Source organism: Halorientalis marina (assembly GCF_023028345.1).
Lineage (GTDB): Archaea > Halobacteriota > Halobacteria > Halobacteriales > Haloarculaceae > Halorientalis > Halorientalis marina.
The window spans coordinates 1,710,880-1,731,478 of record NZ_CP095487.1 but is presented as its reverse complement, the minus strand read 5'-3'; the positions used below and the strand labels follow the sequence as shown (position 1 = coordinate 1,731,478).

Genomic DNA, 20,599 nt, shown 5'->3' with positions numbered 1-20,599 from the left:
ACTGTAGTGTGACGGAATCTCGGCCATCCGATCATCAGCCCTCCACGAGATCGATACCCGTTGTCGCCTGTGACTCGCTCGTTCGCGAGTACACCCGCGGCACTGGCTCAAGATTTTTCCGTTCGGCTGATGCGCCCGTCGTTCGCGCCCTTGACGGGGTCTCGATCAGCATTGACAGCGGCGAGTTTGTCGGGATTGCCGGGCCGAGCGGCAGCGGGAAGTCCACGCTGTTGCACTTGCTTGCAGGACTTGATACGCCGACTGAAGGCACAGTCACGCTCGGAGGCGACGATATCAGTGATTTGAGTGAGCGGGCGCGGGCACGCATCCGGCGCGACCGTGTCGGCATTGTCTTCCAGCGGTTCCACCTTTTGCCATCGTTGTCGGCTCTCTCGAATGTCGCACTCCCGCTGGTCGAACTCGGATGGTCGAAAGCGCGGCGTCACGATCGTGCGGAAACGCTGTTGTCAAAGGTCGGGCTTTCTGACCGGATGAGTCACCGTCCAGGAACGCTCAGCGGTGGGGAGCAACAGCGTGTGGCGATCGCTCGTGCCTTGGCAACTGAGCCGGCGCTCGTGATTGCAGACGAGCCGACCGGAGAACTTGACTCGAAGACGAGTGCGCGCGTGCTGGACTTACTCGAGAGTGTTGCAGACAACTGTGCGGTGGTGCTCGCGTCTCACGATCAGCAGGCGCTTGATGCGACGGAGCGACGCATCCAATTGCAAGACGGCGAGGTTATCCACGACAGTCATGGTTAAGCGCTGGTTCCATCGCACGATCGGTGTCATTGGGCTTGCAGCACGCCGCGTAGCCGGGCGGGTGCAGACGTCACCGCAACGACTGCTGTTGAGTGTGCTCGGGGTGGCAGTCGCTGTCGGGTTGATGATCGCCGTCACTGGTGTCTCGCTCGGGCTAGCATCCGAGTCGGTCATTCAGAGTGAGGGCGTCGATTACTGGATTGTCCCGGAGAAAAGCACGGTTTCGACAGTTGCGGTTTCGAGTGGCAGTGTACAACTTGGCGCGGCCCACTCGATTAGTGACCGGCTTGAGCGCGACGAGCGTGTTGATCACGTCACGCCTGTTTCACTCGAGTTAGTACCAGTCACTGATCGCGTCACTGGCGACCGCGAGTATATTTTGGCCGCGGGAATCATTCCCGCTGCGGACGCGCCAGTGTTCTCCGGCATGTCGACGCGCGGGCTTGCGCCCGGTGACCCGTATTATGCGAATGGCAGCTACAACGGGTCGTGGACTGGTGGTGTTGTTTTGAATGAGGCCGCAGCCACATTGTTGAATGCGTCCACGGGGGATACGCTCCGGTCGTCCCGCGCCACACAGAATCAGTCACTCCGGGTTCGGAACGTGACGGTGAGTGGGCTGGGTGTTGCTGGCGGGTCTGCGCCAGTGATGATCATGCATCTGAGTGAGCTTCAGGCGTTGAGTGGCGCGACGAGTGGTGACCAGGCCGATCAAATCTTGGTGAGTACGAACGACCCGAGTGTGCGGTCAGAGCTCGAGACCGTCTATCCGCAGACGACCGTCGTTACGAAAAGCGGGCTTTCGGCGCAAGAAACGTCGCTGTCGAACCTGCCGCTGGCTGTCGCCGTCGCGGCCCTCGCTGTCGGTATCGTCGTCGGCGTGCTGTTCGTCGCGACACTCATGGGCCTGGAAGTAAGTGCTAGCGAACAGGAACTCGCGGTCCTGGGTGCTGTCGGTTACAGCACACGCCATCGGATGCTCCTGATCGCCACCGAATCAGTCCTGGTCTCAATCGCCGGTGGCATCGTCGGCTCCGGATTCGGCGTCGCCGGTCTGTACGCGATCAACAACGTCATCGCGCCGCGTGTCGGTCTCGAGACCGTCGCGCGGTTTGACCTGCTCCTGCTCGGGTATGCGCTGGTCGTTGCCCTCGTTATCGGTATCTTGGGCATGATTTACCCCGCGCTGCTCAGCCGCCGCACGGACATTCTGGAGGGGTTGACCCGATGATCGGGAGCCGCTTCCGGGCTGTTATCGGCCTCTCGATCGCCGAACTCCGGCACAATCGCCGGAAAGCCGCGATCGCAATCATCGGCATCGCTATTGCCGTCCTCGGCACCACGATGTTGCTGAGTGTTGGCTTCGGGGTTGTTGACTTCGGCCAGTCCAAATTCCAGTCCTCCGGGCGCGACCTCTGGATCGTCGGCGGACCAACCGAGTTCGAACCAGGGACGGTCGGCGGCCTCAAAGGCGGCATCGTGGACTCACACGATGTCGCAGCCAGCCTGAGCACGCGTGAAGAGGTCGCCACGGCCGTCCCGCTCATGTTCCAAACTGTTTACGCCAGCCCCAACCAGTCGGAATTCAGTACGATTGTGGGCGTTGGCGGGCCGGCCCGCGGCCCAAGCGTGAATATCGTCTCTGGACGTCAACTCAACAGGTCTCGGCATTACGCGAACGGCACGTACAGCGGGCCGATGACACATCAAGTCGCGATCGATCAGCGAACAGCCAATCTCTACGGCGTCGGCGTCGGTGACACGCTGCATATCGGTGGCACGCTCGCGACTGCACGAGAACACAACTTCACGATAGTCGGCATCACGAATACGTACTCGCAGTTCGTCGGCGCACCGACGATCGTTATGGCCCACAGCGAACTACAGACCATCACCGGCAAAACCGCGAGCGACCGCGCGACCTTCATTTCGGTCCGCCTCACGGACAGTGCGTCTCCCGAGCAAGCACAGGCCGGACTTCAGCGTGCCTACCCTGAATACACGGTGCGCACGAACCAGGATCAGATCCGAGCACTGTTGCGAGACAAAGCTGTCGTCATCGCCAGCGGTGTCAGCCTAATCGGCCTTGCGGTCATCGCCGGCATCGCCCTGACACTCAATCTCCTGTTATCGATGATTCTCCAACAAAAGCAGGAATTCGCCGCAGCAAAGGCGGTCGGCGTCTCATCATGGACTCTGGCCGGAACTGTCGTCGTGCGCTCATTGCTGCTTGCAATCCTCGGCGGCGGGATTGGAGCGGCACTGACCGTACCCGGCGTGATCGCTGCGAATGCTGTAGCCAGTGCCGTGACCGGCTTTGAAGGGCTCGCGTCGGTGTCACCAGAGATTATCGCCGGCGGCTTCCTCATGGCGGTTGTTATTGGATTCTTTGGTGCGATTGGCTCTGGGATATATCTCTATCGTGGGGCGACGCTGCAACAGCTAACTGACTGAGGCCTTTGTGGCTCACTCCTGCCTCGTAGTTTCTCATCGGTGGTTGTCGGCTTAGGTTCTGGGAGGAGCCCATAGGCATGCCCGTCATGGCTGAATGGTGGTTGCTATTGAACACACTGGAGGCGTCGGGTCGGTGCAATCAGCTGTGTGGCCAGCAGTAAGTCCACCGAGTGATGTGAATCACTCTGGTACAGTTGTCCGCACAGCCTGACCACACTCGAATTCACGGTCACTCTGTTGTCCATCGAGTCTCTATTCATCGCTCGATTGCAGTAAATACCGTCGAATAGACGTCGAGAGGATGGAGTGAGGATAACCCAGGGTCGCTGCTTTCGGTCGCGGATAGGGGTTCGTGGAAGTGGTTGAAAAGCCCGACGAGCCGCCAATGAATCTCGGGATGACTGGCTTCGATACGTTCACACCTGAATCTTCCATGCCTGTCATCTGGTCCGCCCATCAGACCGGAACGAATACGAACTAAGTGACGCTATTGACCTGTTGATTCAGTCCGAACGAGCCATCAACGCGAGCGGACTGGACGGCTGACGAATTAAATCGGGTACCCAGAAGACAGGGACACAGCCGAGCAACGCCTGCAAAACCGGGACACAGCCAGCGAGAGCAAGAGCAGTACCGAAGCGGACGATAGAGCCTGACTGTGAATATTTAGCGTACTTCACTGAAAACTCATCTCTGAGTGAAAATTAGACAACACAAGCTGATAGTATCACACGTCACCTGATCAGGGGTTCGTACCAATCACGGTTGTCGCGGTACCATTCCGTGAAGCGTTCAACGCCCTCACGGATTGTTGTTGTCGGCTCGTAGTCAATAAGGTCACGGGCTTTCGACGTATCAGCGTGTGTGTGTTCTGCGTCAGCATCGTGGCGCTCGTCGTATTCGATATCCAGCTCTGGTGCGAGTTGATTGCGGACTTCCCGGGCGAGTGTTCTGATTTCGATGTTGTCGGTACTGCCGATGTTCAGGACCTTGCCGTCGGCCGCGTCGGTCAAGAGAAGCGTGCGGTTGGCCTGCACGACATCCTCAATGTAGGTGAAGTCCCGAGTCTGTGTCCCGTCACCGTAGACGACCGGTGGCTCACCGTTCAGACACCGGGAGACGAAATTCGAGATGGCCATGTTCGGACGCATCCGGGGCCCGTAAACGGTGAAATAGCGAAGCGCAACCACTGGCAGGTCGTACACGTCGCCGTAGGCCATTGTATATCGCTCGGCGGCGAGTTTCGAGGCACCGTAGGGACTGACCGGCTGTGTGGGGTGGTCCTCTTCGTAAGGCAATGAATGAGGTCTCCCGTAGACTGACGATGAACTCGCGAGGACGACCCGCTCAGTCTCGGAATCCCGCGCGGCATCAAGGACATTCAGCGTCCCGTCGACGTTAATTTCGTCGTACTTCCGGGGATTCTCCACGCTTGGACGAACACCCGCCTGTGCAGCCTGGTGGAAGACAACCTCCGCGTTCGAAACGAGGTCGTCCACGACAGTTGCGTTGCGAACGTCACCCTCAACGAGACGGTAGGAACCGTCGCCTTCGTTTGCGGCGGCACGTCCCTGTTCGACGTTGTGCTCTTTGATTCGAGTATCGTAGAACGGTTCGAAATTGTCCAGTACAGTAACTGCATGCCCGTCCTTGACGAAGTGCTCAGCGAGGTGACCGCCAATGAATCCCGCCCCACCAGTCACGAGTAATTGCATATCTGATGGGTGCTACGGTTGAATGAAAAAGGTATCTCTGTCACCTCACGAATGTTCGTGCGATAGAAGTGCTGAGGATTGACCTCGGGGACGAGGAAACGCAGTCCGATAAGTCACCGCTGCTGGATGATCTCAAGATACTGTTCGGCCACTGCAGGCCAGGACGGGAGAGAGACGGCGGATCGCTCATTCCGGTGGGTTGCAATTGCCTTCGCAATCTCAGCAGTATCGTCAGTGATGAGCGAACCGGCAGCATCGTACGTTTCGACGAGATGTCGGTGTGAGGGGATATCCGAAAGGACGACCGGAAGGTTGAACGACAGCGCCTCGGCAGTCGCAACAGGCATTCCTTCGTACGCTGAGAGGCTGGCGAAGATATCGGCATCGCTGAACCAGCGCCACTTCTCGTTCTCGCTGACGTAGCCGATTACCCGGAGCGACTCCGATGCGTGAGACGACACAGCCTCACGGAGTGGCCCATCACCGGCCATGACAACGTACGTATCGTCGAGGGTTTCAGCCGCGGCACGCAGGTGTTGCGCACAAACTTCAGGCCGTTTCTGTGGGGTCAGACTCCCGATATTGAACACGAGTGTCGCGGTCTCGGGAATTCCGTACTTTGAGCGAATTGGCTCGAAAGAGTCTGCTTCCGGCGTGAAGACGCCATTTGGGATGTAGGTTGAAGTCTCGATGCCGAATTGATTGATTTCGTCTCGGAGGTGGGGAGAGACGACGGTATAGTGTGGCCCTGCGGCGTCAATGGTCGCGAGTGACTGGTGAAAGTGTGCCTCGCCTGTTTTGGCGAGCCAGTAGTAGGGCAGCAGTCGAGTCGGGTATACTCCCTCTCGAACGAGTTCATACTCTCGGTGGAGCGTCGTGTGCGTGGTCGCGATTACCTTGTTCCAGAAGGTGCTATCGGTTGTTGGAAGTAGTGGTGCGACTGGTTGGTGCGTCCAGATCAAATCGTACTGTTGGTGGTTGGCGGCGATTTCTTTGAGTGTCCGGTACCACCAGAGAGCAATGCCGGGGACACCGATTGTGATCGTGCCGACCCGGGCAGCAGCGCCTTTAGCGAGGATGTAGTCGACATCATGGCCCAGCGCCCCCCATTCCTCGCCAACGCGTTCGGCCATCTCACGGATACCGAGTCGGTGGGGAGTGATGACAAGACAATCCATAAGATAGTCAGTGTTTGTGTCTACCTCTCGTCGGGTAAATTAGTCCTTTGACTGAAAATTGAACACATAAGTTGGAGGGTATCGTGGCCTTCGGCATGCCGAGTCTTTCCGTCGTTATTCCAACCTACAACCGCCCCGAATTTCTTGACGGGGCCATCAAGTCTGCGATCCATCAGACACACGACAATCTTGAGATTGTCGTCGTGGATGACGGATCAGAAAACGCGTACGCCAACGAGATTGTCGCGCAGTATCCCGAACAGGTTCGGTGTATCGTCCACGAAGAGAATCGGGGACTTTCCGCGGCCCGCAACACGGGTATCGAACAATCCGACGGCGAGTACATTGCGTTTCTGGATGATGACGATCGATGGCATGAAGGCAAACTTGCAAAACAGGTGAGCGCGCTAGAGGCTGATTCGGGGGTGGGGTTGGCTACGTGTCGCCTCGCTTCGATTGACGGGGACGGGAACTTACTCCGATGTGACGGCACAGTCGTAGATGGCGACCTCTCGGATGTGATTTACACACGGAATGTCATTGGAACTCCCTCACGGGTGGTCGTTCGTCGGGATGCTCTGCCTAGTGAGCGTCCTTTTGATGAGACGTTACCGACGAAACAGGACTGGGACTTCTATATCCGACTCTTCCAAGAGTGGCGTGTAGTGGGAGCCGAGGAGATTCTATGTTTTCGGACCCGTCACGGAGGGATGGCAAGCGACCCTGAAGACGCCAAAGAAGACAACATACGGGTGATTGAGAAACACCGAGAGGAGATCGAACGGCGCGGCCTCTGGTCCGAGACGATGGCAAACTACTATGAAAAAGTCGGTGTGACATACCTACTTGACGGGCAGCCCGCACCAGCCCGTCGGTTCTTACGACGTTCGATATCGTACGAGTCTTCGGTGACGAGGTTCGCGATGATGGGGCTCGGCTTTGTACCAGCTTTTGTTTTTGAGTATGTTTTGTCATTCAAACGACGGTACGAACGCACTACTAGGGGGTGTGAATCAAGCGTTGAATGGAAGCGCGTTCACGGGTTGGAGATAAAATGAAATTCGGGACTCTAATTAATCACCGAGATTCATTACCGTATTGTAACTATGTGTCTCTGAACCTCTACTGGCTTGCGAGTGAATGACAGATAAATATATAATATGAATGTGGCATTTGTAAACCGGTCTCTCGGGATGCGACGAGGTGGCGGAGAAATATGGGACTTGGAGATGGCCAGGAGCTTGCAATCTATGGGTGTGAATGTTACTATTTATACCGGAAAACCCATGACAAAAAATCTTGACAAACCCATTGATTTGCCAGTAAAGAATGTCGTGTCGCCATTTCTATACGATCTTGGATACGCTGCACCTGTCGGCGTCGGTGGTGTGATTACTGATCTTGATCGTTTCTTGTTTTATATTCGACTGACGCGCTGCCTGGGTGACGAACATGACGTGGTTCATCTCAACGGATACCCCGAACTGCTCCGAATCAAATCACGTGTTGACGTTCCGGTGACCATTAAATTGAATGGGCCACCGCACTCCCTATTTTATGATTATATACATCCCCTGAAAAGTTCGTATTCGTGGCTGGAACAGGCCGACGAAGTAATCGCGACCGGTGTGACTACTGAAGCAATTCGGTCAGAAGCTGGAATTGATGCGGTCACTATTAACCCCGGTGTGGACACTGATCGGTTCGCTCCTGAGGGACCGGAACGAGATACATCGGGTCCGACAATTTTGTGGGTGGGTCGTTTCGTTCCCGCAAAGAACCTGCTTGATCTTGTCAAAGCTTTTGAGACGATAAAAGACGAGCGACCGAACGCCAAACTGTGGCTAGTCGGAGAGGGTCCCCAGAAGAGTAGAATGAAAAACCATGTTGAGCGCCGAAACCTCGGAGACGCAGTGACTTTCTGGGGATACGTCCACAACGATAATCTTCCGCCATTCTACCGCGCTGCTGATGTTTTTGTACTTTCGTCCAAGACCGAAAACCATCCTATCGCGCTCATGGAGGCGATGAGTTGTGGCACGCCGTCTGTCGTTCCTGAGGTCGGCTGGATTCCGAAGATGTGTGACGAAACTGCCAGTTGCAGACTAATCCCTCCAGAAGACCCGGATGCGCTCGCCTGCGCGCTGGAGCGAACGCTTGAAAAAGAACCGGCAGTGGATGGTGATTCGAGACAGCGATCCGTCGAGTCATTCTCGTGGGACCGACGAGCGGAGATGTTGCGTACTGTTTTTGAGCGAGTAATTGAGTGATCGTCAAGACGGGTGGGGTAGATAAAACTCCCTGAGACGGTGGTGTAGGTGGTTGTCCAAACCACGCTGACAGCACCTTGATCTATGCAGGAGACACGAAAGTGGTCTCGCGGAACTGAACCCGGGAATCTTTTTAGACCGACCCTCATTCGCTTCTAGATAGTTCATGGATTCTCCTCTCCCTCTCCAGACACAAACCGACGCCGACACCGTCACGAATGTCGTTATTTTCATTGCCGACAGCCTTCGACGTGACGCGACACCGGATCGTGTTACGGAGCGGGGCATCAGCGCCGAGGCCATCGCTCCGAGTACCTATACCGCGTCCAGCGTTCCGTCTCTTTTGACAGGACTCTACCCGAGCGAACATCGCATCTGGGACTTTTCGGGACGGTTGTCGCAACCTCCATTGCTGTTCCGTTCGCGGGACAACGTCGGATTCAACGCCGAGACTATCTGGACACACGTCGAGGCGGCGCAGAAACCCCCATTGAAAATGCTAGGGCTCTCTCCGGGAGAGGATCTCGCTGATCTCAGCGAGCCGTTCGTCTACGTGGAACACGACAAGGGGGGGCACGCACCGTATGGCTATTCGTTCGAGGAGTGCGACTCCGTCCACGAGTTCTACGATAACCGCGTCGAGGACCCGGACGAAATCGGGGGCCTGTATCGAGAAAGCGTCGACCGATCGCTGGAGAGATTTCTCGAGGTGTTAGAGACACTCGAACGGCGCGAACTCTTGGAGGACACGCTTGTCATCTACACCTCGGACCACGGTGAGCTACTCGGTGAACGGGAGTACGGCTATATGTACGGGCATGGGTCCCCCGTGACGCCGGCACTCGTTCGGACACCGCTCGTATTCATGGGAGCAGGGCTCCCGTCAGCCGTTCAGTGTGAGCAGGTGGTATCCGGAACGGGCGTGGCGCCGACGGCACTCGGTGCACTCGGCATTGATGTCCCGCAGTACGTGTCCGGGACGGACGTCTGGAACACACGAGTCTCATCACAGGTCCATCGGTCGGAGTTGTGGACGAAAGCGAATCTCAACGGTCGACACGTCGCGACCTACAAGGCTACCTCCGCGTGGAACGGGACTGGTGGGATCGTTCGACATCGGGGGCCACGGTGGCGCCGCGCAGCGATGGGATTCATTAGTCACAATTTCGGCGCGCCACACGCCGAACTGGTCAGGGATCGGTTGTCGCCGAGGGCTCAATGGAACTTGCTTCGCTCGTACACACCACACGAAGTGAGGTACGGTGACGGGAGCTGCCCGGACCCCGGCCTCGGGGCGATCGTCGACGACTTTCAGCGAGATGGACCCGAGATGGGCACAGTTACTGCCGAGACGACAGAACACCTCGAAAAGATGGGGTATCTGTAGGAGTCGAACGTTCGGTGTTCAGCATCGACGGATCGTGACCACGGCTCAACCCACGAAATGGAACAAATTTAATCAAGAAACAGTGTCATTATGACCGGTTTTCAGAGACTGTACGTTCCGATTTGATATCGTGGCCCGATGGAGTTTGGACAGTGCTTATAGATCATACGGGAAACAATTATCGACCGATGCTGATAAAAGACTGGACTGTAGAGGTTTCGATTAACTAGTGAAGTTCTGGTATCCCCCATACACCAGAATAGATAAACGAGTGTTGGCAAAAGATAATTTACGATGACACGTAAGAGATGCCCAATTCAAGGGTGTTCCGCCATGAAGAAGACGTTCGTATCTGGTATTGCCTACAGAAAGTGACGGATACTTATAAATATTGTATGGAAACCATCCGGAAACTCACAGGTGGGGGAAAAACAGGTGAACTAAACTTATCAAGCCCTCTATTCATCGATCTAACTCGTGAATGTCATACTACTGAAAATACCGGTCTAGCACTTTTAAACGCATTGGGGCATTCTGTCTCAAAGAATGTTGGCGGATCGGTGCAGCATAACACATTCTTCAAAATTTCTGAAGTACAGTGGCGAGACCAGATGGCGTCAGGATTGGAATATAATCCGACAAATATGGTTGAAGTAGTTCTTATACAGAATATAGAACAACTCGGAGACACCAAAGAAAACTTCGAAGAATGAACGAAAATATTTATGTTCTCTCACTAATCCTCGTCGGCATTAGTCTCCGAACACTCCCAGGTATATTTCGTACTGAACGGTACGCTGCTGACGAAGCTTTTCATATCTACCTCACGGACAAGATTCGGCAAAATGGGCACCGTATTCCCGACAGACACGACCAACTTATCCCGCCGACAAGAGTGAACTATCCCAGCCTCGTTCACTGGGTCATGTCATTCTTCCCGCGAAGTATGGTGGTTTCGTTATCACCATACTTTGCTGCACTCGTGGATGGGATGCATGCTCTCGTGGTTATGATATTCACTTATTGGATATTTTCGGAATTCTCGACAGGCATTCCAACAACCCAAGCAACGCTTCTTGCCGGTGCGGTTTTCGTCCTAATGCCGAAACTGGTTACAGGTCGACCACTAACTGCTCGACTTCGACTCGGCGGGCGAGCTCCGGGTGCCTTGTTGTTGACAGTCTCTGTTATGGGGTATGTTGGATATTCTCTCACTGGACAAGTCCTGTTATTAGTAACAGCACTCGTCGGAGCAGGATTGGTTGCTCTCACGAGTTCGTTCTCTACACAGACCCTAGTCCTTCTCTACATCGCGTTTAGTATCCTGTTTTTTGACCCTGTCCCAATCGTGATATTATTCGGTGGAGGCTCGGTTGCGTTACTTCTTTCGAGAGGGAAATATGTAGGAATGTTTCAAGCTCACGTGGGCACACTACGATATTACTATAATATCCTCGAACAGGAACGTGCGGACAGATTCATAGATAAGATACAAAACATCTTTTATATCAAGGCTCGCCTTCGCAATTTTTATTTGGTCTTGCGGGAAGGCCCCCCTCTGTCTCAACTAAAGTCTAAGCTAATGAACCTGTTCCAGTACGTGTACACGCACCCGGTTGTCGGGGCATACTTACAATTGCCCATTATTATTTTTATTCCTCTCTTGGTATCACGTGACATTCAGCCTATCTGGAATCACCTATTGGTCTGGGTTCTGGTCCTTCTTGTCGTGAACGTTATCATTGCGATCCCCGGCGTGCCGGGAAAGCCTGCGCACCGATACACTGAGTACCTCGTCGCTCCCCTCTCAATTCTGGGGACGTACGCTTATTTCACTGTCAGTGGCGAAGTTTTGATTCCGTTTGTGGGGTCTGTTCCATACATATTTCTAGTGGCTGTCTCGCTTGCCCTCTACTCATTGGGTGTTATTGTGATCAATTCTGCAATAGATGTTCTCATTTCACCACCAGATAATCTCACTCACGCTATTGATTATCTGGCCAAAGTAGATGATAAATGTCACATTCTCGGCGTCCCCAGTACTTACGGCAAACGATTACTCCCCGATACTGACCACGTACAAATGCAATGTATCCATGACCACTTTGCGACAGCTGACGGCCGATGTGAATGCGGCAAGGTGTTTGCCTTTATTGGCGGGAGAGATAGAGATGATCTTCAGACTATTCATGACCAATTCAGGATTGATTATATTCTGGGTGATATACAACAGGTCAAAGAACAATTTGGAGATGAGTTTGAACTCCTCTTTGAGAGCGGCAGTATCGGTGTATACGCATACGAATCTGCTGATCAATAAAAGGGTCAAATTGCTCATATTTATACTAATACGCCTCCCAACCGTAAATTCTTAGACAGACTTGATAAAAATATAACTTATATGTGATTATTATATTGGTATGAGAGTCCCTCCCGTCAGTAACCGTCATCCTGTATTGAGAGAATAAACCTGATATTTTCATTCTGCGGCTGACGTACCAACGAGATCAGCCCACTTGGCTTTGTTTCTGTGTTTTTTGTAGGGTTTCACTGCTTTGCGTAGTTCGCTCTGAGTCGCATGAACTCCCTCTCGTTCAAAGTCTTCGACCCTATTGATCAAATTATCGACCCCAGGTTCGTACAATAATCCGTTTTCTCCTTCAGTGATAATGTGGGGTGGATATCCAATATTGGCTGATATGACGGGTGTACCAGAGGCCAGACTCTCTACGATTACACGCCCAAATGAGTGATCTGCAGGATTGATGAGTGCATTCGCGTTTGCGAGTAATTCTCGTTTCTCGTCTCCAGTCACATAACCTGTGAATTCGATCGAATCGTAACCCTCGGATTCGAGCTCTTCCTTTTGTTTCCCATCTCCAGCAATTTTTAGATGGTATGGGAGTTGTTTGAATGCACGAACAACCTCTTCGATACGGTGCAGAGCGTCGATTTTCCCCATATAGAGATAGTAGTCATCAGATGCTTTAGTCTGAAAACTGGGATCGTAGGTATCCAGAGTCATTATTGGATAAATGATTTCGTCAACCTCGATATTGTATAGACTTTGAACGAGTTCTCCCGTCCATTCCGAGTTTACAACGACGGTATCCACTGTACGTACTGAGCCCTGAATAGCTGTTCGGAAATAATGACGAATCGGTGCTATACACACCTGTTTTAAATTCGAATATTCGAGAAACTCCTCATATTTGTCTTTATGAAAGAAAAATCCACGATAGCTCCCCTCAAAATAGTGGATGTGGCGCTGGCCGATCCGCTGAACGGTATGGATAGGTTTGGGACCGCGCGTTACGAAGGTATTGTACTGTTTCGGAGGTTTCCACGTTGCGTACTGCGCATTTTTGTTAATCTCCTCAAGCGGAGTCTTGTTTATAATCAAATCAAGCAGTGATTTGCGACCGAATTCGTTGAAACGAACCCCATTATACTCTTCGGATAGTAATTTTTCCGGGCAACTCTGTGTATATATCGGGCCGTTAATTGCGTCTGCAATTTGTAGAGGGAGCTCTAGCGCAGCCTCGTTAGTAGTCTCGATTGGAGCCCAGACGAGACAAGCATTGGCCATACGATAGCCATCTCCCTGGTATATTTATTTTTTCTGAAAACGACCACCGTATAGAGGATGGGCAGGACGGCACTACATCAAGCTCTCATGTGTCGTACCAGGTTGCCAAGGCTCTCGTATAAGGGAAAAACCGGTGGTTTGAAATCGAACGCAGAGGGAGGTCAGGTATGCTCAAAGCAGGTATAGTAGGTGCGGGTGCTGTTGCAAATGGGACTCATGCACCTGCGTATACCGAAATCCCGAATGTTTCCTTAGAGGCCATTGCGGAGTTAGATGACGAAAGACGGGAACAATTCGGTCGAAAATTCAACGTAAAGCAACGATATGCCGACGCGGAGCAGATGTTCGAGTCCGCTGATCTTGACTTGGTCAGTATATGTACGCCTCCTCACATGCACGAAGAGCTAGTCATAGCTGCGGCCGATGCGGGGCTCGCGATACTCTGTGAGAAACCGATTGCAACGACGGTAGAGGCAGCGGAGAATATGCTAGATGCAATTGAGGAAGCGCAGGTAGATGCGGCGGGTGGATACTCGTTACCATACTACAAACCGTTTGAGCGAGCCAAGAAACAGATAGAAAACAATATTATTGGATCGATTCGACGTATTGATGTCTCGTATTACACCCTGAATGAGGCGGTAAAAAGCTGGCGTATGGACCCGACTAAAGCGGGGGGAGGAGTTCTAATGGACTTGGGGCCCCACGTACTTAGTGGGTTTCTACAACTGCGACGGGACGAAATTACGATCGATTCCGCGGAGGTGCACAGATTTGCTGCGCATAACGTCGAATCGGACGTTACTTTGGAAGGCCACCTGGGAGAAATACCGTTTACGATAAAAACCGGCTACCGGACCAAAGGGGGACCGACACGTATCCATTTCTTTGGGACTGATGGGCAGGTACAGATGACACGGAGCGAAGTTATACTTGATGCGCATAAATTCAATTTACAATATGCTCAGTCGGGACTGCCTAAGATTTCTTTTGCGTTGGCAGAACGAACGGTTGGACCTGATCCTGTCCCTGCACTTGAATGGTTTTCACAGTATGATGGGGACGATTCTTTTAAGCGTGTACAATCGTTTGTCGAGACTGTTGCAGAATCGGAACCGAACAGAGTGCCATTCGCTGATAGCGTTGAAATTCTTTCGGCAATCAAAACAGCGTACATGGAACTTGGAATTGATACACCTATCACACAACAATGAGAGTAGCAATTACGGGAGCGGCGGGACAGATTGGTCATCAACTTGCCCACAAACTTGTCAATGAGGGTCACTCGGTTTCGGGCCTTGTGCGGAGTGAAAACGGGGAAAACGTCCTCCCGGAGGAAGCAGATGTCCTCGTCGGAGACGTTCGAGACAAAAATGTCATCAACGAACTGGTTAGTGAGTGTGATGGCATAGCACATCTCGTCCATGCCAGAGGAAAGGTAGGTGACTCTGTTTATATCGAAGGCACGAAGATAGTCCTCAATGCAGCCAAGGAACACGGCTGCGAGACATTTGTCTTCACGAGCTCGATCACAGAGCATCCGGAATTAGTGAATACAACTGGAACCAAAGGCTCCAAATTGCGAGCCGATGAGTATATAAGAGAAAATTCTGGCGACATCTCGTGGCTGGTAATCTATCCCTCAGGAGTAATCGGACCTGGGGACTACAAAATGAACAAGTTGGCTCCGTATGTGACGGTAGTTTCAAATAAACTTGTTATTCCCCCACTTTATCGATTTGGGTATCAAAACTACGTTCACATCGACACGGTTATTGATGCTATTGTTTCGGGATTGTCTGGCGAATGTACGGGTAATGAGCCGGTATGTGGGAAAAATTTGACTGACCATGAATATCATTCTTTAATCGCAAAACACTCACCCAGAGACCACTGGATACCACGGTTATATGGGATGCAGAGACTGTTACCATCACTTTTGAACATCGCCTCGAAAATCAACTTAGTTCCGAAAAAAGATTATACCGAAATGAATACAACTGAGAACTCGTTTTCGGTTCCCGAGCACTGGCAAGACCGAAGCCCGGTTCCAAACCATGGGACAGAGAAAGCGGTGGCCGATTCGATCGAGTGGTACGAGCAGGCCGGGCTCTTGTGAATTAGAAAACTGAATATTGGTCGATTTTGTGGTTTAGTTGGAAATAACATGAATATATAGCTCTCAAACCGAGGTCAGGAATCCAGAAAACGAATGTGGTAGTCAAATCATCAAATTAAAAAAGTGATTGTTGAAAACACGAATATGTAAACCCTTACCCATTTAAACCTTCATTTCAAAAGTCTCTGTCTGGTCCTCCCCTTCATTTCCTTATAAAGATATAACGCTGTCACTTTCCAACGTTGCCGCTCTTCTTCCTTATACACTTTACCAAGGCTGTCAGGACGTTTTGCAGAAAAATCCTCATCCTGTAATAGAAGTATGCCTTTTTCTAGCATCTTCTCAGAGATCGTGCGATATCGAGAGCGGATTTCGCCCAACGTACAGGCGTCTGAAATGTCCACAGATTCAAAAACAACAATCTCACCAGCATCAAGTTCGGGTTGTAATCGTTGTAGTGTAATCCCCATCTCCTCCTCTCCATGGAGGAACTCCCAGAACCCAGCACTTGAACCTCGATATTGTCTGATATCTCCGTGATGAAACCCTAATATTCCGTATTCAGGGGCTGTCAAAATTTCTCCTTTCAAAATTCCAACCCCCATATGTATCCCTACATCAATCTCCTCAAACTGTTGAACGACTTTTTCTGGGAGTTCAATACCAAGGCCTTCTTGTGGAATAATATCACACTGTTCTTGTTTCGTATCTTTAACACAGTCGAGCTCGTCGAGGGGACGTGGAGGCTGTCTACTAGAACCGAACAGAGAATTTTTTACCGAATTAATTAAACTAAGAGGTCCAGTTTTTCCCGATTCTGACGTTTCATCTTTTGAAGTGGGTGTTGCAACCATTATTATACTTATTTCTGCATTTGTGTTCTCAACCAGTCTTTCAATACCGGTTGCAAACCACTCCGGTACCTCATCCATACCCAAGAGAAGTCCAACTTGAAAAACGTCGTCCCCCATATATACTTAGGTAGTGCGGTGCTGTGTATAAAACATGTGGCTGAAAGGTAGCGCAAAGAATATTATAGCTATAATGGTTGATAGATTTGTGGATCAAGTACATTATAGAATACCTGAATCCACGCCGAAAAAATTCAAATCCTCGGTATTTGGAGGGTTGAAAAATAAGGAAAGGGGAAATTTTGAGGATGTGTTAGAAAATACCATATATCAAAAAAGTGGTTGTAACACAAACGGATGTGGCAATCCAGTTTTAACTTCGGATGATGTCACGGATTTTGGTGACGTAGACTTTGTAGCAGATCCGTTTCTGTTACCATTAAAAGACGAAATCCATCTATTTTTTGAAGTGATGAACCGCGATAAAAAACCGAATAGCGCGATCGGCCATGCAACCAGTGATAATGGACATGAATGGGCTTATGATCAGATTGTTTTGGAAACTGGTAGACATGTGTCATTCCCCTTCATTTTCGAGAATGAAGGAGATTATTATATGCTTCCAGAACAATCTGACCCCAAAAGTGATATAATTGAATTATACAAAGCGAACTCATTTCCAACCGAATGGAAACGATGTTCTACTCTTCTTGAACCCGAGTTTGACGTCCAGGATGCAATTTTATTCCAGTGGGATGAATACTGGTGGCTCCTCATTGGTTCTGGACACTATGACGAAATCCATCTTTATTATTCCAATTTTCTTGAAAGAAATGAATGGCATGCACACAAAAATAATCCTGTTGTTACTGATCGACAATCCGGGGCAAAACCCGCAGGTCGACCGATAATAACTGAAGAAAGAATCATCCTATTCCTTCAAGATTGCGTTAGAGAATATGGGGATAAAGTCCGTGTTTACACAGTAGACCAACTAAATCCTACTGAATATTCAGATACTGAATCACCGTTTTCACCAGTCATAGAGGGCACTGGGGGAGTGGGATGGAACTCTGGTCGAATGCATCATATTGATCCTCATTGGATTGGAGGAGAAAAATGGATATGCGCTGTGGATGGTGATATTGGATTCCCTCGTGGATATGTGACAGGAGATCACTGGTCAATAGGAATTTACCATGCTGTCGGTCGGAACATCTGACCACTTCAAAGGGCTGTATGATTTAGATCCCGCGAAAGTCCTGTTACTGAATTGGGGTATCTCCACAGTTATGTTATACTAATGATGTATTATATCTCTTGTGCTTATTGTACGATACCGATCTACACCGCTTACAGGGGCCGTCCATTTTATGAGTGTACGTTGAGATGACGACATCGGTGGAGATCGCCAGGATGCTACCTCATCCAAAGGAAATTATGTGTGGCGAGATGAGTGGTATCCATGCCTGCACAGAAGATATTAGACCAGGTCAGAAGGACAGTTTATAATAGTCCAATATATACAATACTTGGTATTATTGGGTTACGATCACCAGTTACAAATTTGTATTGGCGACTTCAGTTTGCCTTGTCAGATGATACAATTACTCGAACTGTAGGCCCCAGTACAGCAAAGTTTCATATACTGACCCGTCATGAGTTTAGCCGATTCAACGATCCAACCTTACACGGAGAGATTGAAGTATTGTCGGAAATCATTGAATCTTTGGAATCAGATAATGTTTTCTACGATGTTGGTGCGAATGTCGGACTACACGCTTGTTTTGCAGGGCAGATCACCACTTCCGGCTCCATTGTTGCGATTGAACCCCATCCGAAGAGCGCGAAACGTCTGAAAGAAAATCTCGAATTGAACAATATTACTGGAGAAGTTTGTGAGTATGCACTTGCGTCCGAGTATGATACTGCGGTATTAGAACTTTCAGAAGATCGAGCGGGTGCAGTTGGAAGTGTCGAAATGGATGAAAGAGAGAACGGAACCAACGTTGAAATTGACTTAGTACCTGGTGACAATGTGATCAGATCTGATGAAATTCCTGCACCTGATGTGATGAAAATTGATGTTGACGGTGGGGAAATGGAGGTTCTCCGTGGTCTAGAGGACACACTACGTAACCAGTCATGCAGACTCATCTTTTGCGAAATTCATCCTGATGCCCTCCTCAACTACGGAGCAACGGAAGAGGATGTCCGTGACTTGTTGATTGACTTGGGATACGAAATCTCGGAGCGGGATGTTTCTCACGATTCAAGAGAGGGTGCGTATTTCGTACGTGCTGAAAAGGATATCTGAAAGATCTGTCTAGTTTTGCATCCCCTCAGGGTGAGTGTTACCATTAGTTCTTGATGGGCCGCTTGCGATTGTAGTAGTGACTGGATCAGTAAAGTCAGCGTTTCGTACTGGTTTGACTACCCCCTAAATGAGTGAAAGCAGTTGACTTCGCAAGAGATTCTTGGAACCCGTTCAGGCGCTCATACGAAAAGCACGCTTATCGCTTCCAAAGCATTGGGATGCTTCTAAACGACGGGATCAATGAACGGACTATGAAGTATAAATAACCGCTGATGTCACACTCTCCCTTAAAGCGCGTGTTTGAGTATCGTTTGTTCTTGGCTCGCTATCCGGAACATACCGACGGCATTATTATTTACCACCCGATATCGGCATTGTGTCTGATGGTGGTATCTCTAGCCTGCGATCCTATTACTATAATCCATATATGATGCCGCTTTACCGGAACCATCAAAAATATACCTTACAGTATCCATAGTATAATGGAACTGAAAATATCAACCATAAAGGTTTTTGTGGCTAAGAATGGAATGACGATTCTCAGCTTTGCGGGTCTTGCGTTCTTCGCTCAGAAATTAGGCGCGTCTCAGATGGGTGTTTTCTTTCTGTTCCAGGCCCTCCTTGGAGTGGTTTCGCTTCCAACTAGTCTCGGCTTCTCGCGGTCGGTTGAAAAGCATGTCAGCTCTAGCAATAATCCGGAGCTGTACTTTGTTTCCGGCCTTGCCGTCCAGTTTACGATGGTGGTTGTGATGATTCTGATTGCCTTCGTGTTCAGCGACAGAATAACCGATTATCTTGGTCGGGATCTGATTACGTACTTCATCATCGGGCTTGTCTTGAAACCACTCAGTGGGATTACATTTTCGGCGCTCAAGGGGGAGTTGCGAGTCGGTGAATCTGCCTCGGTCGAACTCGCCAAGCAGTTTGCCTGGGTAAGCGTCGGTGCCGGACTGCTGCTACTCGGATTTGACGTCACTGGCATCATCATCGGATTACTCGCTGGGTTTGGAGTCAAGTTGTTCTGGAGTGCATATAAACTAGACATGGGGTGGCGATCGTTGCGCTACAGGCCCACCGAAAGGTCGGTCCGGTCGCTTTTAAGCTTCGCCGGCCGTGACCTTGTGGGGCAGCTCGGACCGTTCCTGTATAGTTGGACCGACATCCTCCTGCTCGGTTTCTTCTTGTCGAGTGCTCAAGTGGGTGCCTACGAGATTGCCTGGCGGGTCGCTGGTACTACGAACCAACTGACGCAGGCACTCACGACGACCGTGTTCCCACAGATTAGCTCCTGGAGCGAAGAGAACGCCGTTGAAAAGATTGAGGAACTGCTTCCTGATCTCGTCTTGTCATCAGTAATTCTCGTGATACCTGCCTTTTTCGGGTCCATTCTACTGGGTGAAGAGGTACTCACCTTTGTGTTCGGTGCAGAGTATGCGACTGCATGGCTAGTCTTGATCGTATTTATGCTACGACAGATAATCTCCGGATTTACATCTATCTTTGATGTTATTCTCGCGTCAATGGATTATCCGGAACTGAGATCGATTGCAACAGTCATTGGCGTCCTTTTGAATATCGTTTTCAACACCGTATTTATTATCCTATTTGGATTGATAGGGGCGGCTGTTGCGACGACACTCTCAGTCATTTTTCACACTGTTCTCACTCTCTACTTCCTTTCGGACAAAATACAGTTTAAAATACCAAAATTCCAGATGGGCTGGTGTATTTTTTCTTCTCTGGGCATGACTCTGATACTGTTTCCTATTGTGAAATATGTCAATATTAGGACGCTGGCTTCGCTATCTGCTGTGGTTCTCTTTGGTGTTATTGTTTATGGGATATTTATAATGGGTTCTCCGACAATCCGTAACAAAGTTATAAACAACTCTGTTGAGTTGATTCCGAACAAACTATATTAATTGAATATGCTATTTTCATGTATGGAACGTTGATCA

17 protein-coding genes and 1 pseudogene are annotated in these 20,599 nt (G+C 50.5%); 14 read left to right on the top strand and 4 right to left on the bottom strand.

Annotation, left to right across the window (positions count from 1 at the left end; all coding sequences use genetic code 11):
- Positions 1-8 precede the first annotated feature (8 nt).
- The 4 genes and pseudogenes from MUG96_RS08685 to MUG96_RS24210 form a co-directional block, all read left to right on the top strand.
- Positions 9-761, top strand: a complete 753-nt coding sequence (locus MUG96_RS08685) for an ABC transporter ATP-binding protein (RefSeq protein ID WP_246988402.1) — start codon at positions 9-11, stop codon at positions 759-761.
- Positions 754-1,992 carry an ABC transporter permease gene (locus MUG96_RS08680; RefSeq protein ID WP_246988400.1) on the top strand — a complete coding sequence of 413 codons (1,239 nt, stop codon included), beginning with the start codon at positions 754-756 and terminating at the stop codon, positions 1,990-1,992. Before MUG96_RS08685 ends, MUG96_RS08680 begins: the two co-directional genes overlap by 8 nt.
- The gene (locus MUG96_RS08675) at positions 1,989-3,215 is read left to right on the top strand and encodes an ABC transporter permease (protein ID WP_246988398.1); all 1,227 of its coding nucleotides are present in this window, start codon (positions 1,989-1,991) and stop codon (positions 3,213-3,215) included. The genes MUG96_RS08680 and MUG96_RS08675 overlap by 4 nt, the downstream gene beginning before the upstream one ends.
- Positions 3,216-3,567: 352 nt before the next feature.
- Positions 3,568-3,871 (top strand): annotated as a pseudogene (locus tag MUG96_RS24210) (UTP--glucose-1-phosphate uridylyltransferase); the annotation flags it as partial.
- 78 nt (positions 3,872-3,949) lie between these two features.
- On the opposite strand, the gene MUG96_RS08665 reads toward MUG96_RS24210, so the two are convergent.
- The gene (locus MUG96_RS08665; protein ID WP_246988396.1) at positions 3,950-4,930 is read right to left on the bottom strand and encodes a GDP-mannose 4,6-dehydratase; all 981 of its coding nucleotides are present in this window, start codon (positions 4,928-4,930) and stop codon (positions 3,950-3,952) included.
- Positions 4,931-5,043: 113 nt separating this feature from the next.
- Positions 5,044-6,063, bottom strand: a complete 1,020-nt coding sequence (locus MUG96_RS08660; protein WP_246988394.1) for a glycosyltransferase family 4 protein — start codon at positions 6,061-6,063, stop codon at positions 5,044-5,046.
- A gap of 140 nt (positions 6,064-6,203) precedes the next feature.
- Between MUG96_RS08660 and MUG96_RS08655 the strand changes: the two genes are divergently transcribed.
- The 5 genes from MUG96_RS08655 to MUG96_RS08635 all read left to right on the top strand — a co-directional run bounded on the left by MUG96_RS08655 (position 6,204) and on the right by MUG96_RS08635 (position 12,085).
- Positions 6,204-7,166, top strand: a complete 963-nt coding sequence (locus tag MUG96_RS08655; RefSeq protein ID WP_246988392.1) for a glycosyltransferase family 2 protein — start codon at positions 6,204-6,206, stop codon at positions 7,164-7,166.
- Between the two features lie 102 nt (positions 7,167-7,268).
- Positions 7,269-8,378, top strand: coding sequence for a glycosyltransferase family 4 protein (locus MUG96_RS08650; RefSeq protein WP_308220120.1), 1,110 nt, complete (start codon positions 7,269-7,271; stop codon positions 8,376-8,378).
- Positions 8,379-8,544: 166 nt separating this feature from the next.
- The gene (locus MUG96_RS08645; RefSeq protein ID WP_246988388.1) at positions 8,545-9,765 is read left to right on the top strand and encodes a sulfatase-like hydrolase/transferase; all 1,221 of its coding nucleotides are present in this window, start codon (positions 8,545-8,547) and stop codon (positions 9,763-9,765) included.
- A gap of 395 nt (positions 9,766-10,160) precedes the next feature.
- Positions 10,161-10,478, top strand: coding sequence for a hypothetical protein (locus MUG96_RS08640; RefSeq protein WP_246988386.1), 318 nt, complete (start codon positions 10,161-10,163; stop codon positions 10,476-10,478).
- 212 nt (positions 10,479-10,690) lie between these two features.
- On the top strand, positions 10,691-12,085 hold the full coding sequence (locus MUG96_RS08635) for a hypothetical protein (protein ID WP_246988384.1): 1,395 nt from the start codon (positions 10,691-10,693) through the stop codon (positions 12,083-12,085).
- A 159-nt stretch (positions 12,086-12,244) separates the two neighbouring features.
- On the opposite strand, the gene MUG96_RS08630 is transcribed toward MUG96_RS08635, so the two are convergent.
- The gene (locus MUG96_RS08630; RefSeq protein ID WP_246988382.1) at positions 12,245-13,354 is read right to left on the bottom strand and encodes a glycosyltransferase; all 1,110 of its coding nucleotides are present in this window, start codon (positions 13,352-13,354) and stop codon (positions 12,245-12,247) included.
- Positions 13,355-13,521: 167 nt separating this feature from the next.
- On the opposite strand from MUG96_RS08630, the gene MUG96_RS08625 reads away from it, so the two are divergent.
- Both MUG96_RS08625 and MUG96_RS08620 read left to right on the top strand, forming a co-directional pair.
- Positions 13,522-14,568 carry a Gfo/Idh/MocA family protein gene (locus MUG96_RS08625; RefSeq protein ID WP_246988380.1) on the top strand — a complete coding sequence of 349 codons (1,047 nt, stop codon included), beginning with the start codon at positions 13,522-13,524 and terminating at the stop codon, positions 14,566-14,568.
- Positions 14,565-15,473 carry an NAD-dependent epimerase/dehydratase family protein gene (locus tag MUG96_RS08620; protein ID WP_246988378.1) on the top strand — a complete coding sequence of 303 codons (909 nt, stop codon included), beginning with the start codon at positions 14,565-14,567 and terminating at the stop codon, positions 15,471-15,473. Before MUG96_RS08625 ends, MUG96_RS08620 begins: the two co-directional genes overlap by 4 nt.
- 170 nt (positions 15,474-15,643) lie before the next feature.
- On the opposite strand, the gene MUG96_RS08615 is transcribed toward MUG96_RS08620, so the two are convergent.
- On the bottom strand, positions 15,644-16,444 hold the full coding sequence (locus MUG96_RS08615) for a formyltransferase family protein (protein ID WP_246988376.1): 801 nt from the start codon (positions 16,442-16,444) through the stop codon (positions 15,644-15,646).
- 34 nt (positions 16,445-16,478) lie between these two features.
- Between MUG96_RS08615 and MUG96_RS08610 the strand changes: the two genes are divergently transcribed.
- From MUG96_RS08610 to MUG96_RS08600, 3 genes are all read left to right on the top strand, one after another.
- Positions 16,479-17,546, top strand: a complete 1,068-nt coding sequence (locus MUG96_RS08610; protein WP_246988375.1) for a glucosamine inositolphosphorylceramide transferase family protein — start codon at positions 16,479-16,481, stop codon at positions 17,544-17,546.
- Between the two features lie 243 nt (positions 17,547-17,789).
- Positions 17,790-18,641, top strand: coding sequence for an FkbM family methyltransferase (locus MUG96_RS08605; protein WP_246988373.1), 852 nt, complete (start codon positions 17,790-17,792; stop codon positions 18,639-18,641).
- Positions 18,642-19,123: 482 nt separating this feature from the next.
- Positions 19,124-20,563 (top strand): flippase, encoded by a 1,440-nt coding sequence (locus tag MUG96_RS08600; protein ID WP_246988371.1) that lies wholly within the window; start codon positions 19,124-19,126, stop codon positions 20,561-20,563.
- Positions 20,564-20,599 lie beyond the last annotated feature (36 nt).